Origin of the sequence: Archangium sp., from assembly GCF_036388035.1 — a bacterium.
GTDB lineage: Bacteria > Myxococcota > Myxococcia > Myxococcales > Myxococcaceae > Archangium.
The window spans coordinates 1-14,046 of the sequence record NZ_DASVSO010000400.1; the positions used below are offsets into that span (position 1 = coordinate 1).

At 71.5% G+C, this 14,046-nt stretch carries 12 protein-coding genes; 8 read left to right on the forward strand and 4 right to left on the reverse strand.

Features of this window, described 5'->3' with window-relative positions:
- Nucleotides 1-834, forward strand: an 834-nt coding sequence (locus VF697_RS16205) for a sulfite exporter TauE/SafE family protein (protein WP_414641295.1), incomplete at its 5' end; no start/stop codon positions are given.
- Entirely contained in the window at nt 831-1,265 is a 435-nt protein-coding gene (locus VF697_RS16210) for a DUF1634 domain-containing protein (RefSeq protein ID WP_331095950.1), read from the forward strand. The genes VF697_RS16205 and VF697_RS16210, both read left to right, overlap by 4 nt.
- Before the next feature lie 4 nt (nt 1,266-1,269).
- On the opposite strand, the gene VF697_RS16215 is transcribed toward VF697_RS16210, so the two are convergent.
- Nucleotides 1,270-5,859, reverse strand: coding sequence for a translocation/assembly module TamB domain-containing protein (locus VF697_RS16215; RefSeq protein ID WP_331095952.1), 4,590 nt, complete (start codon nt 5,857-5,859; stop codon nt 1,270-1,272).
- Between the two features lie 101 nt (nt 5,860-5,960).
- Entirely contained in the window at nt 5,961-8,198 is a 2,238-nt protein-coding gene (locus VF697_RS16220; RefSeq protein ID WP_331095954.1) for a BamA/TamA family outer membrane protein, read from the reverse strand.
- Nucleotides 8,199-8,423: 225 nt separating this feature from the next.
- Between VF697_RS16220 and VF697_RS16225 the strand changes: the two genes are divergently transcribed.
- Nucleotides 8,424-8,735: a hypothetical protein gene (locus VF697_RS16225; RefSeq protein ID WP_331095956.1), complete on the forward strand. Its 312-nt coding sequence runs from the start codon at nt 8,424-8,426 to the stop codon at nt 8,733-8,735.
- A gap of 31 nt (nt 8,736-8,766) precedes the next feature.
- Here VF697_RS16225 and VF697_RS16230 read toward each other — a convergent pair whose 3' ends face one another.
- On the reverse strand, nt 8,767-9,165 hold the full coding sequence (locus VF697_RS16230) for a hypothetical protein (protein WP_331095958.1): 399 nt from the start codon (nt 9,163-9,165) through the stop codon (nt 8,767-8,769).
- A 26-nt stretch (nt 9,166-9,191) separates the two neighbouring features.
- Nucleotides 9,192-10,739, reverse strand: coding sequence for a 4-alpha-glucanotransferase (locus VF697_RS16235; protein ID WP_331095960.1), 1,548 nt, complete (start codon nt 10,737-10,739; stop codon nt 9,192-9,194).
- A 157-nt stretch (nt 10,740-10,896) separates the two neighbouring features.
- Between VF697_RS16235 and VF697_RS16240 the strand changes: the two genes are divergently transcribed.
- The 5 genes from VF697_RS16240 to VF697_RS16260 all read left to right on the forward strand — a co-directional run.
- Nucleotides 10,897-11,478 carry a DNA-3-methyladenine glycosylase gene (locus VF697_RS16240; RefSeq protein ID WP_331095962.1) on the forward strand — a complete coding sequence of 194 codons (582 nt, stop codon included), beginning with the start codon at nt 10,897-10,899 and terminating at the stop codon, nt 11,476-11,478.
- 35 nt (nt 11,479-11,513) lie between these two features.
- Entirely contained in the window at nt 11,514-12,128 is a 615-nt protein-coding gene (locus VF697_RS16245) for an RNA polymerase sigma factor (protein WP_331095963.1), read from the forward strand.
- Nucleotides 12,129-12,188: 60 nt separating this feature from the next.
- Nucleotides 12,189-12,428: an anti-sigma factor gene (locus VF697_RS16250; RefSeq protein ID WP_331095965.1), complete on the forward strand. Its 240-nt coding sequence runs from the start codon at nt 12,189-12,191 to the stop codon at nt 12,426-12,428.
- Nucleotides 12,425-13,492 (forward strand): radical SAM protein, encoded by a 1,068-nt coding sequence (locus VF697_RS16255; RefSeq protein ID WP_331095967.1) that lies wholly within the window; start codon nt 12,425-12,427, stop codon nt 13,490-13,492. Before VF697_RS16250 ends, VF697_RS16255 begins: the two co-directional genes overlap by 4 nt.
- Nucleotides 13,493-13,503: 11 nt before the next feature.
- On the forward strand, nt 13,504-14,046 hold a 543-nt coding region (locus VF697_RS16260; RefSeq protein WP_331095969.1), incomplete at its 3' end, for a DedA family protein.

Consider the following 14,046-nt stretch of genomic DNA (forward strand, 5'->3'; position numbering starts at 1 on the left):
CTCTTCACCGTCGTGGTCTTCGTCGTGTCCCTCGGGGCCGGGCTGATGGGCTCGCTCCTGGGGCTCGGCGGGGGACTCATCCTCGTGCCGGTGCTCACCCTGGGGCTGGGGGTGGACATCCGCTACGCGGTGGGGGCCTCCATCGTCTCCGTCATCGCCACCTCCAGCGGCGCGGCGGCCGCCTACGTCCGCGAGCGCCTCACCAACCTGCGCGTGGCCATGTTCCTCGAGCTGGCCACCACCGCCGGGGCGCTCACGGGGGCCTCGCTCGCGGGGCTCGTCAGTGGCCGCTGGCTCTACCTCGTCTTCGGCGCGGTGATGGCGTGCTCGGCGCTCGTCATGCTGCGCAAGCTGCGCGGGGGCGCGTGTGTGGCGGGAGAGGCTCCCCCCGACGCGCTCGCCGACCGCCTGGGGCTGCATGGCAGCTACTGGGACGAGGAGGCGGGGCGCGAGGTGCCCTACCGCGTCACCCGCCCGCTGACGGGCCTGGGCCTCATGTACGGCGCGGGCACGGTGAGTGGGCTCCTGGGCATCGGCTCGGGGGCGCTGAAGGTGCCGGCGATGGACCTCGCCATGGGCCTGCCCCTCAAGGTGTCCGCCGCCACCAGCAACTTCATGATTGGCGTCACCGCCGCGGCCAGCGCGGGCGTCTACTTCGCGCGGGGTGACATCGACCCCTTCATCGCCGGCCCCGTGTGCGCTGGCGTGGTGCTGGGGGCCTTCACCGGCTCGCGCTACCTGACGAAGGTGAAGGCCCACTGGCTGCGTGCGCTCTTCGTGGCGGTGCTGCTGTGGGTGGCCTTCCAGATGCTGCGCAAGGGGATGAGCCCGTGAGCGTGGAACCCACCCGTCCCTCCACCGAGGTCGCCGCGGAAGCGCTGGAGCAGGGCGCCGTCAGCCCCGAGCTGCTCATCAGCCACCTGCTGCGCTCCGGCGTGGTGCTCAGCCTCACGCTGGTGACGCTCGGCATGTCGCTGACCTTCTTCCACCACCCCGACTACTTCTCCTCGGCGCAGGCGCTCGAGCGCCTCACCGCCCCGGAGCGCGGGCCGCACGACCTGTCGGACGTGCTGGCGGACGCGATGAATGCCCGGGGACAGGCCTTCGTGATGGTGGGGCTGCTCGTGCTGATGGCCACGCCGGTGCTGCGCGTGGCCCTCTCGCTGCTCGTCTTCAGCCGGCAGCGCGACCGCGCCTTCGTCACGGTGACGTCCGTGGTGCTCGGCCTGCTGCTGCTGTCCTTCCTGCTGGGCGGCGTGGAGTAGGGCCTCAGTAGTCCTTGCTCCAGATGACGTCCGCGCCTCCCTGCTGGGCGTCGCCGTACTCTCCTTCGAGGCTCCAGCGCGGGCTGAACTGGTACTCCAGCCGCACGGCGTTGTTGTTCTCCCGCCGCGTGCTGGACTGGTTCTGCGGGCTGCCGAGGCGGCCCCGGTAGCCCAGGTACAGGTTGTCCGTGAGGTACTTGCCCACCTCCAGCCGAGCGTCGGTGAGGCCCTCCTCGCCGGCCTCGATGGAGAGCACGTCCAGCGGCAGCTTCGCCGCCAGCGCCTTGCGCGCCTGCGAGGCCAGCACCGAGCCCAGCACCGAGGCCACCTGTCCCTGGTTCATCGACGCGCCCGAGCCCGCCTTCAGCGTGCGCCGGCCGGTGGCCAGCAGCGTGTAGATTTCCGTCTCCGGCAACGGCGGCTCGCTGGTGGGCTTGATGGTGAGCTCCTTGCCCTGCCCGCGGACGGTGACGAACACCTTCACCCCGGCGCGCTCGTTGTTGTGCTCGGCGGTGGCGTTGATGTACGGCGTGAGCGCCGGGCCGGTGAAGCGCAGCTGGCTGGAGTTCTGCACGGTGAAGCGCCGGCCCATCACCTCCAGGTCGCCGCGCAGCACGCGCACCTCGCCGTAGATGGCGGTGGCGTCCGCGTACTCGATGCGGAATTTGTCCGACAGGCCGATCTCCGCGTTGACGTCCGTGCCGTGAATCCAGAGGTTCTTCGGGGCGTTCACGCTCACCCAGTACTTGCGCAGCGCCTCCTCCGGCTCCTCGGCCGGGCCGGCGCCGCCGGTGCCCTGGGCCGTGCCCGGGGCGGGCGCGTCCTTCTTGCGCTTGCGCTTCTCGAGGGGCACGCCGTTGCGCACCAGGACGATGCCCTCGGGCCTGTCGAGTGCCTGCAGGTCCTTGCGCCTGGCCTCGGGCAGGGTGATGTGGGCCTCGGGGATGGTCAGGTCTCGCAGGTTGACGAGCTCGTTGGACACCTCGCCCTCGAGGGTGGTGCGCAGGGTGAGCTCGGCCAGGAGCTGGTCGTCGGTGACGAGCGGGAAGTCCTTCAGCTCTCCCTGGCCGGTGAGGGCGAAGTGGCCGGAGCGGGTGCGGTTGGCCTGGGCGGTGAGGCTCAGGGTGCCGCGGCCGCTGCGAGCGGAGAGCTCGGAGAGCTTCAGGCTCTCGTCGTTGACGTCGAGCGCCACCTGGATGTCCCGGTACTCGCCGTAGCTCTCCAGGGCGAGCAGGCCGTCCTTCCAGTGGAAGTTGCCGCGGAAGGTGGGGGCGCCGACGGTGCCTCCCACGTGTGCGTCCGCCTGCAGCATGCCGCCGAGGGTGCGCACCATGGGAAGCTGCGAGCCGGACAGGAAGGAGAGGTCGAACTGTTGCGCGTCCAGGTCCACCTCCAGGGGCGCGCGGGCGAAGGACACGCCGCGCCGCAGGGCGGGCAGGGACAGCTCCTGCGTCGCCTGGCCCCGCACCAGCAGGGTGCCGCCATTGGGCGAGGTGAGCAGCGCGTCCAGCGCGGAGCGGGCTTCGTCGTAGGTGTAGTGGAAGCGCGCCTGGCCGAGCGCGAACTGGCGGACGCCGAGCTGTTGCAGTCCGGAGGTGAGCTCCAGCTCGGGGTTCGCCAGCGTGCCCCGTGCCGCCAGCTCCAGCGAGAAGATGCCCTGGACGAGCTGCTGGGACGTGCCGGCGGTCGGCTCGGGCGGCGAGGCCATGGCCTGCAGCTCCCGCAGCGGGATGGGGCCGCTTCGGGCCTTGAGGGTGAAGGGCACGTAGCCCACCACCTCCTGGTCCTGCAGCGCGGCGATGGGGGCGTCGACGGTGGCATCCAGCTGGGCCAGCAACGCGTTCTCGCGCCGCACGTCGAGCTGGAGCTTCACGTCCGAGGCGCTCGTGAGCAGGGCGAGGGTGGCGTCGAGGGGCTCGAAGCCGCCCATCGTCGCCCGCCGGGCGTCCACCTTCAGCTCGCCCACGGGCGCCAGCAGCGGGCCGGTGAGGTTGGCCGCCAGCGACACCACGCCGCTGGCCCGGTTGGCCAGGCCGAGCTGTGACAGCAGGCCCAGGTGCATCTCCGTCACACGCGCCTCCAGCTTGCGCATGGGCGTGTCCATCATCTGGGCCGCCGTGGGCGGCTTGGACAGGAGCTGGCCCAGGGTGAAGGGCGTGTCGAGCGCGGCGTAGGCCTCGGAGCCGAGGCCCTGGAGGTCCAGGCGCGCGCTGAGCGAGCCGTCCTTCTCGTCGGAGCGGGCGGTGAGCTCGAAGCCGAGGGGCTTGGCGAGCAGCTCCGGAGGGAGCGCGCCGGGGGCGAGCACCACCGGGGGCGGCTGCGTGGGCGGCACGCCCCAGTAGCGAAGCTGCGAGCCCTTCAGGGAGAGCGTCAGGCGCGGGTCGCTCGCCATTCCCTCCAACGTCAGGGTGCCGGAGAGGATGCCGGTGGCGGACTCCGGCTGGCCGGCCATGCGCAGCGCGGGGCCGATGTCCACCCGGTCCATCGTCACCGTCAGGGCCACGGGCTCGCGGCGGTGCCGCATCAGCCCCTGCACCGGCACGTCGAAGTCGGCGGCGACGCGGCCGGCGGGCGCGCTCGCGGCGAAGGTGCCGGTGGCGCGGTCCCGCACGTAGCGGCCCTGGAGGTCGAAGCCCAGGTCCGCGTACTGCTGGTAGCGCCCACCTCGCAGGGTGAGGTTCACCTGGGCATCCGGTCGGGGCAGGCGCCCGCTCACCGCCACGGTGCCGGCGAGCTGCCCCTCCAGTTGCAGTGACGGGGGCATGAAGGCCTTCGGGAGCTTTCCGAGGTCGAAGGCCCGCAGCTCCGTGGTCGCGTTGAGGCGCTCGCCCACCTGGAGCAGCGACAGCGAGAGGCCCTGGGGCCCCGAGGTGAGGGTGAGCGGTGCCTGGGGCGTCGCCACCTCCACGCGGCCGTTGCCCCAGCCCACGTGCGTGGGGCTCTGGAGCGTCCAACCGGCCTCGGGGTAGCGCAGGGTGAGGGCGTCGAGCCCGAGGCCCTGGTTGTCCTCGTCCACGGTGCCCCGCAGCGAGACGAGGAGGTCCGTCGCGCCCCCGGTGCGCACGGTGGCCTCCAGCGCCCGGCCCTGGGTGGCGAGCGAGGCGTGGAGCGCCTCGAAGGTGCGGCCACCGGTGGTCAGCTTCGTGGCCTTCAGCGTGGCGTCCGTGGTGAGGGGCTGGGTGACGTCCGGCACGCGGGCGTCCAGCGTGAGGCCCCGCACGGCCGTGTCCGCCCAGGCGAGCGCCTCGAAGCCGCCCGAGACGGTGACGGCGGGCTGGCGGGCGGGGCCGGAGACGGTGAAGTCCAGGGCGCCGTGGCCCGAGAGGGGCAGGGGCTTGCCGTCACCCAGACGGCCCACGGTGTTGGCGAAGGTGTCCAGGTCGGAGGCGACGAGCTGGCCCTTGATGCGGAGAGCCTCCTGCGTGCCTCCGCCGCTCGCGGTGAGGCTGGCGCCGGGGGCCTGGGCCTGGAGCTGGGAGAGCGTGAAGGTGCCGTTCTTCGCGCTCGCGTGCAGCTCCACCGGCCCGAGCGTCCGGCCGGAGATGCGCGAGGGCGACATGGTGAGGTCCACCGTGCCCTCGAGCGTCTCCAGGCTCTTGCCGCCGCCGGTGACGCGCAGATCCGCCGCGAGCGTGGAGCTCGGCCCGCCGCCCAGCAGCTTCGCGAGATCCAACTCGCGCACGCGGGCGGTGAAGCCGTCGGTGCGCAGCCGCACCATGTCCAGCGAGCCCTCCACCTCGGCGGTGCCCCCGGCGGCCTGGCCATCCAGGTCCACCCGCAGCAGGTCCCCCTCCTGGGCCACGGTGCCCGAGAGGGTGACGGGAGCGGCCACGGGATAGGAGGGCAGGAAGGCGCGTGCCGTCTCCGGGGCGAGGGTGAGCTGCTTCACCTCGGCGCGGGCCTGCTTCTCGCCCTCCAGCCCGCCGTGGGCCTGGAGGGTGAGCCCCGGGGCGGTGAAGTCCACGTCCGCGTTCAGCTTGCCCTCTTCGCCCTGGCCCTCGAGGGACAGGCGCACCGGGCCCGCCACGGGGCGGGCGAGGCTGGCGGTGGCGTCGAGCTTCACGTCGAGCGCCTCGGTGGCCGCGGCCCACGAGGCCGCGCCGTTGGCATCCAGGTCGTCCAGGCGCACCTCGCGCGTGCCCTCCGGCGCTTCCGCCACGTAGTCGACCGAGCCGTCCTCCAGTTGGAAGTCGTTCAGGGAGAAGCGCAGGGTGCCGCGCTGCTGGGGGGGCGGCTCCTCCGGCTTGGGCTCCCGAGGCGCGATGGCGCGCGAGAGGTTGAGGCCCCGCTCGTCCTGGTGCAGGTAGAGGTGGGGCTGCTCCAGGCGCGCGGAGCGGAGGACGATGTGCCTGCGGGCCAGGGGCGCGAGCGCCCACTGCGCCTCCAACCGCTCCACCTCCGCCACCAGCTCGCCCTCGGGGTCGTACAGCTTCAGCCCGGTGAGGACGAGGGAGTTGAGGCCCAGGTCGACTCCCCCCACCTCCAGGCGGCCGGAGAGCTGGGCATTCGCCTGTTCGACGACGAGGGCGCGCACGCGTGCTTCTCCCGCGGGCGCGGTCACGTAGAGGAGCGCGCCCACCACGAGCACCAGCACGAGTCCGAGGACACCGAGCAGGCCCCACAGGAGCCACCGCCCCCGACGGCGCCGCGTGGGAGGAGCAGAAGGATTCTCAGGACCCGGTCCGTTGCCGCTGCTCAAAACGCCTCTCCAATCGACAGAAAGAAGGTGCAGAGGCCTTCCGGGGCCCCCGCGTATTCCCTGCCCACGAATCTCCCCGTCACGGGGTCCTTCTCCTCCGACCCGCCCAGGCCGAAGCAGTCCCCCAGCCCGCCGACGGTGGTGGCTCCTCCCGTGGCGGCGTCGAAGATGGGCAGGGGCCGGCCGACGTTCAACCGCCGGGCGAGGTCCAGCCGCACGGGCCCGACGAGGGTGAGGTAGCGCAGGCCGATGCCCACCGCCTGGTAGTGGTAGTCCCCGAAGATGCGGCTGCTCTCCCGGCGCACGTCATCCTGGGGGGGGCCGAAGTTCAGCGGGCCGGCACCGGCGAGGCCGGAGTCGTGGAAGGCGGCGAGCACCAGCTCTCCGAACAGCTTGTAGCGCAGCTCCACGGTCGTCTCGAGGAGGCTGTTGCCGCCGATGGGGACGACCCGGTCCGAGGGCTGCTCCGCGTCCGGGGTGCTGACATTCATGGGCGACAGCCGCCGGCTGTTGAAGCCGCGCATGGAGGCGCCACCGCCGGCGAAGAAGCGGTTGACGATGGCGCTCTCCTCGCGGATGCGCTCGCCCGTCTCGTTGGTGGTGACGGGGGTGAGGAGCGTGCCCAGCCGCAGCCGCGCCGCGACGGTGAAGCGGTCGTTCGGACCGAACGTCCGGTAGACGCGCATGTCCGGCAGCACGCGCAGGAAGGTGAAGTCTCCCTGCAGGGGCCCGCCGCCCTCCTGCAGCGACAGCGTGGTGTAGTAGCCATTGCTCGGAGCGATCGGATCATTGCGCTGGTCCCACTCGAGCACCTGCTCGAGGTAGCTCACCGAGATGCTGCAGGTGTCCGCCAGGCTCGCGCCCGCCGGGCAGCCCAGCACCAGGGGCGGCACGCTCGTCTGGTCCTGAGAGCCTCGCTGGCCCTGGAGCCGGTAGAGCTCCAGGTTGTAGGTGGAGAAGAGGGACAGCTCCGGGTGCGGCCGCCAGACGACGCCGCCCCGTCCCCGCCCGCCAATGTAGTTGTACGCCTGCTCCAGCCCCCGCTCCGCGACGAGGGAGGCTTGCAGACTCAGGTCCCGAGCGAGGAACCGGGGCTGCTCGAACTGGATGGAGAGCTGGCCCACGGGGCCATGGGGCGTGCTGAGGTTGGGCTCATCTCCCTCGCCATCTCCATTCGTGTCGATCCTGTCGAAGGCGGAGGTGATGTTGGGGATGAAGGCGTAGCCCACCCGTCCACTGACGGTGAGCCGGCGCAGGCCGCCGAAGAAGTTGCGGTTCGTCCACTCGCCCAGCACGCGGATTTCCTGCCGGGCCGCGTCCACGCCGATGCCGCCGCCCAGGCGGATGGAGCGGAAGGGCGCCTCGCGCACGTCCACCACCACCGGCACCGTGAGGTTCTCCCGGTCTGGCGAGCCGCGGTTGACCTTCACCGCGCCGAAGACGCCCATGCGGAAGACGCGCGACTGCGCCTCGGCCAGGGCCGACTCGCTGTACCAGTCCCCCTTGCGCACCGCGCCCTTGGCTTGCTCGATGATGCGCTTGGGGGCCACCTGCGGGTTGGCGTCCGTGGCCACGAAGACGTTGCCGAAGCGGTAGCGCGGGCCCGGCGTCACCTGCAGGTCCGCCTGGGCTCCGCGCGTGGCCAGGTCCACCCGCACCTCGCCGCCCACCTCCGCCTCGGCGTAGCCCAGCTCGCGCAGCCGCTGCCGCACCATCTCCTTCGTCGACTCCCAGTCCTCCTCGCGGAACACCGCCGTCTGCGTCAGCGGCAGCTCCGCCAGCGCCTTCGCGCGGTGCTCCGGGGGCAGCGCCTCCATCCCCAGCACGTTGAGGGCGATGACCTGGGTGGGCTCTCCCTCGCGCACCTTCACCTCCAGCGCGACGGCGTGCTCTCCCTTGGCGCGCACGTTCTCGGAGATGATCTCGGCCTGGTAGAAGCCCTGCGACTGGTAGTAGCGCTCGATGCGCCGCAGGTCCGCCTGCCACGCGTTGGCGTCGAAGTAGTTCGGTGGGACGAAGGGGTTGAAGGGCTCCCACCAGGGCGTCTCGCTGGTGACGATCTTCTCCTTGATGTCGGAGGCCTTGATCTGGTCGGTGCCCTCGATGTCGAGGTCCACCACCTTGGGCTGGTCCGGCTGCCGGGCGGAGCCCGAGGAGGTGGCGCACCCGGACGCGAGGGCGAGGAGGAGGAGGACGGGGAGGTTCTGGCGGAGATGTGAGTCGGCGGCGTCCACGGTGGGTTCATAACCTGGACGTCACCCTGTTGACTCGCAAGGTGTGCGGCTTCTCGTGCAGCGGACACTGGACACGCCGCGGACGCACGCACTGTCGGGTGGCGCGCGTTGAGGGCGCTTGGGAGGTGCACCCCGGGCCCGGCTGCTTCACTGTGGCGGCGTATGCCATGGCGAATCAGAGGACTCCTGGGCGCGGCCGCATTGACGGTACTCAGCGCGTGCGGCGTGACCGAGGACGAAGCGGTGCGGCTGAAGGAAGGCCAGAAGCTGTTTCTCGATGGGATGCCGGAGCAGTTGCGCTACTGCACCACCCTGGGGTGCCCCACCGTCGTGCTCGACCCCAACAGCACCCCGGAAGACCCCGAGGACGACGTCCTGAGAGACACCTTCTGCCTGGAGGTGTTCTTCGACTACGGGCGCTCCCCCGCGCTGTGCCTCCCCCTGGAGGTGTGCGACAGGCTCGAGTGCGAGAAGGAGGGGGGAACCTGCGCCATCTTCGATGGCTTCCCCGGCCAGGTGAAGTGCATCCGCGACTAGGGCGTGGGGCCCGTGCGCCGGGCCCTCGTGCTCAGGGCGTGCCCGCGTCGGGGCGGGTGGCCTGCTCGCAGGCGTAGACGGCGTTCCAGGTGTCGCGACACGTGTCGAACTGGGTGAGGGTGCGCCCGTCGCCCTCCCGGGGGACGCAGAACCAGGAGTGGTCCGCGCCGCAGCCATAGGCCCGCACCAGCTGCGAGCGGCAGACGGCCTGGGCGGCGTCGAGGTCTTGCTGACAGGTGCGGACGCAGTCGTCCCAGTAATCGTCGCCGGAGTCCTCGCAGGAGGACGCCCCGTTGGTGGGGAGGGCCGCGAGCTGCCCGTAGCAGTAGCGCTGGCAGAGCCGCTGCTCGGAGGTGGGCTCCTCCAGGCAGGCGCTCCCCAGGGCCGCGAGGCCCGCCGTCAGCAGAGGCGCGAGGAGGCGAGTCTTCATGGCGGTGGTCCGTGGGGGCGGGGGCCTCAGCGACGGGCCGAGGCGGTGAGGAGGCCGAGCCGCTCGGCCGCCGAGCGCGTCTCCGCGGTGGTGAGGAGGTCCTCCACGTTCTGGGTGATGCGGTAGGCCCAGTTGGCGTCGCCCATGGTGCCCGGCAGGTTGATGCGGTCGCGCGTGCCGAGCACGTCCTGCCAGGGCAGCACGCACAGGTCGCTGCCCGAGTTGAGCGCGGAGGCCAGCATGGCCCGGTGCACCTCGGGGGAGAACTCCTTCGTGGCCGCGACGCCCTGGAACTCGGGGTAGACGCGCGCGGTGCCCAGGCGCTCCTCGTCCGTGGCCGCCTCCCACCACTCGGCCACCGGCTCGGTGTCGTGGGTGCCGGTGGTGACGAGCGACACGGGGGGGAACTGGTGGGGGTTGCGGTAGATGCTGTCGTCGCGCTCCCAGCGCATCACCCGGTAGCCCGGCAGGCCCAGGTTCTTGAGGATGGTGCGCACGAAGGGCGGAATCACCCCCAGGTCCTCGGCGACGATGCCCGCGTCCTTCGCCAGCAGGCGGAAGTGCCGCTCGCCGAGCTTCTTCCACGCCTCCTCGGTGTCGGGCACGAAGCGGCCCGTGGGCGTCTTCTCGTCGCGAATCCACTGGCGGAAGTAGCCCACCGCGTGGTCCACCCGGCGCAGGTCATAGTAGCTGGCCGCCTTGGTGGCGCGCGACTTGAGCCAGCGGTAGTCGTCCTTCTCCATCTGCTCGAAGTCGAAGTAGGGCAGGCCCCAGTCCTGGCCCGTGGCGGAGAAGGCGTCCGGGGGCACGCCCAGGCGCGCGTCGCGCCGCAGCACGTCCCGGTGCGCCCACACGTCCGCGCTGTCCTGGCCGATGATGAAGGGCTCGTCGCCGCACAGCAGGACGCCGCGCGCCTTGGCCAGCCCGCGCACCGCGTCCCACTGCACCTCGGCCACCCACTGCAGCCAGGCGTGGTAGCGCACCTCGCGCTCCAGCCGCGCCGTCTCGGCCCCCAGCGCGTCCGGGTGCCGGTTGCGCAGCGGCTCCGGCCACTCCCACCAGGGCGCATGGTTCCGCTCCTGGGAGATGGCGGTGTAGAGCGCGTAGCTCTCCAGCCACTCGCCCTGCTGCTGGCGCCACGCCATGAACTCCTGGGCGCGCGGGCTCTGGGGCCACGCGGTGCGCTCGAAGTGCTCGAAGGCGCGCCGGAAGGCGGCGCCCTTGAGGCGGAAGACGAGGTCGTAGCGGACGCGGGGCGCGGCGCGCGCCTCGGCCAGCATGCGCTTCTCCTCCGCGGAGAGCGCCGCCTCGCCGCCGGTGGCGTGGAACTCGGGGAGCATCTCCAGGTTGATGAAGAGCGCGTTGAGGCCGAAGGCCGAGCGCGTGGAGTAGGGGCTGGGGTCCCCCGGGGCCGTGGGCAGCAGCGGCAGCAGCATCAAGAGACGCTGGCGCGCGGCCTCCATCCAGTGGAAGAGGCCATCGAGCCCGCCGAAGTCACCGATGCCAAAGTCGGTCTTCGAGCGGAGGGAGAAGAGCGGGAGGAGGAGACCGGAAATGCGACCGGTGGAAGCCATGATGGCGCACAATGCACCACGTCACCGCGCCTGTGAACTGTCCTGGCGCACAGGCAGGGGATTCCGTGCAGGTCCGCTCTCCTGGGGGAGACTCGGGCCTCCGGCTCCCGTTCGGGTGTTGACGGAGGGCCGGGCCGACGGCATCCGTTCACCCGCCGTGCGTCTTCCCTCCGCCTTCTATGCGCGCCCCGCGCTCACCGTCGCCCGCGAGCTGTTGGGCGCCCGACTCGTCGTGGACGAGGGCGGGTGGCGGCGCGTGGGCCGCATCGTGGAGACGGAGGCCTACGTGGGCGAGCACGACCTGGCCTGCCACGCCTCCAAGGGGCGCACGGCTCGGACCGAGGTGCTCTTCGGGCCGCCAGGGCGGGCCTACGTCTACCTCATCTATGGGATGTACCACTGTTTCAATGCCGTGACGGACCTGGAGGGGGTGGGCTCGGCGGTGCTGGTGCGGGCGGTGGAGCCGGTGGAGGGCCTGCCGCCGGAGGCCCGGACGGACGGGCCGGGGCGGCTGTGCCGGGCCCTCGGGCTGACGCTCGCCCACAACCGCTGGGACCTGCAGAGCGCCCAGCTCCACATCGAAGCGGGGCCCCCCGTGCCCGAGTCCGGGGTGGAGCGGGGCCCCCGCATCGGGGTGGACTACGCCGGGGCCTGGGCCCAGGAGCCCTACCGGCTGTGGGTTCGAGGCAGTCAACACGTGAGCCGTCCACCCCGGAGACGGCGCGGTGAGCGCTCTTGACGCCGGGCGTGGTGGACTGGGAGGGTGCGCCGCACATGTCCGACGAGGCCGTCAAGGAAGAGGACCGGCAGCTCGTGTCGCGGGCCCAGGCCGGCGACATCAGTGCCTTCGAGGCGCTGGTGGATACCCACCGGGACAAGGTGTACGGGCTGGCGCTGCGGATGACCCGCTCCGAGGCGGATGCCGCGGAAATCACCCAGGACACCTTCCTGTCCGCCTACCAACACCTCAAGGACTTCCGCGGGGATGCGGCCTTCGGCTCGTGGGTGCACCGGATCGCCGCCAACAACGCCCTGATGCGGCTGCGGCACCGCCGGGTCGTGCGGGCGGCCGAGGAGGAGCTCCAAGGCCCGGAGTTCACCGAGCGGGGCAGCCTGGCCGACTACCCCCCCCAGGACTGGAGCCGGAGCGCCGAGGGGCGCATCCTGGACGCCGAGCTGGGGCGGGCCATCCAGGAAGCGACCGACCGCCTGCCCGAGGGGTACCGGGAAGTCTTTCTCTTGAAAGACGTGGACGGGCTCAGTTACGAACAGATCGCCGAGGTGACGGGAGACTCCATTCCCGCTATCAAGAGTCGGCTGCACCGGGCGCGGCTCGCGCTTCGCGAGGCCATCGACCGGTTCTACAATCAGGGCAACACCAGCGCGTGAAACCCATCAGGGGGCTGGGCATCTTCGTAGGTAACGAGGCAGGCCGCGGCCGAGGTCCGGATGTACACGTGTAAAGACGCCATCAACCTCCTGCTGGACTTCCTCGACGGTGAGATACCGCCCGAGGAAGCGAAACATCTGCGCGAGCACCTCTCGGGCTGCGCGCCGTGCGTGGATTTCCTGCGTACCTACAAGGCCACGCCGGGCCTGTGCCGGCGAGCGTTGGCCCAACAGATGCCGCGGGAAGTGTCGGCCAAGCTGACAGAATACCTGCGCGCTCGAATCAAGTCCGCCTCGTGACGCTCAACCTGAAGTCCCTGTCCTTGCCTGAGCTGCAGCAGGCCCTCTCGCCCGCGGAGCCGTCGCCCACCGCGGTGCGCAAAGTCTTCGCCTCCGTCTTCGCCCATGGGGCCTCCTCGCTGGAGGAGGTGTGCCAGGCGCCGCAGGTGCCGCGCCGTGTCGCCGACCTGCTCCGGGCGAGCGCCGAGATGCCCCGGCTGGAGGTGGTGGAGCGCCGCCAGGCCGACGACGGCTTCGTGAAGTACCTCTTCGCCTCGCCCCTCGGGGGCCGGGTGGAGGCGGTGCGCATTCCCATCTTCGACGAGAAGTACGTGGTGTGCGTCTCGAGCCAGGTGGGCTGTGCGCTGGCCTGTGACTTCTGCATGACGGGCAAGCTGGGCTTCCAGCGCAACCTGCGCACCTGGGAGATTCTGGACCAGGTGCTGCAGATCCGCGCCGAGGCGGACCGGCCCGTGCGCGGCGTGGTGTTCATGGGGATGGGGGAGCCGCTGCTCAACTACGCGGAGACCCTGCGGGCGGCGCAGATCCTCTCCAACCCGGCGGGCTTCGCGATCGCCGGCCCCTCCATCACCTTCTCCACGGCGGGGATGGTGCCGGCCATCCGGCGCTACGTGCGCGAGGGGCACCCGTACCGGCTGGCCTTCTCGGTGACGAGCGCCATCGCGGAGAAGCGGGCGAAGGTGCTGCCGATTGAGAAGGCGCATCCGCTGCCGGAGCTGGTGGACGCCATCCGCGAATACGCCACCGTGCGGCGCGAGCGGGCGATGATCGCCTATGTGGCCATCAGCGGCTTCAACCTCGGGCGCGAGGACGCGGTGGCGCTGAAGGAGACGTTCGCGGGCATCCCCATCAAGGTGGACCTCATCGACGTGACGGATCCGACGGGGAAGTACCAGCCGCCCTCGCCCGAGGAGCTGAAGGCGTTTCGAGACCACCTGCAAATCCTGGGGGCGCCCATTGCCCGGCGCTACTCGGGGGGCAAGGACATCGGCGCGGCCTGCGGGACGCTGGAAGCGTCACAATATGGCGGCGTGGTGCTGCCGCCGCCGGTGACCGCTGGTTAATCTGGCGGTGCATGGTCGAGTACTTCGACACTCTCATCACGCACCTGGGCCTGCTGGGCCTGCTGGTGCTCGGGCTGGCGGCGGCGGTGGAGTACGTGGTGCCGCCGTTTCCCGGGGACACCATCACCCTGCTGGGTGGGGTGTACGCGGTCCGGGGCGAGCACCCGTGGCCGCTGGTGTTCCTCGTGGTGGTGGCGGGGAGCGTGGCGGGGGCGCTCATCAACTACCAGGTAGGACGGTGGCTGGCGGTGCGCTTCGAGCGGCGGCCGGATGAGGCGTTCTTCGGAATCACGCACGCGCGGCTGGAGTCGGTGCAGTCGCAGATGCGGCACAAGGGCCCGTGGCTGCTGCTGGCCAACCGCTTCATTCCAGGAGTGCGGGGGTTGATCTTCGTGGCGGCGGGGGCGGCGCACATGCCGCGCAGCAACGCCCTGACCCTGGGGGCGCTGTCGGCGATGGCACACACGGGCCTGGTGCTGGCGCTGGGCGCGGCGGTGGGCGGCAACCTGGAGCGGCTGGAGGAGCTGATGTGGCGCTACCAGCGGGCGATCCTC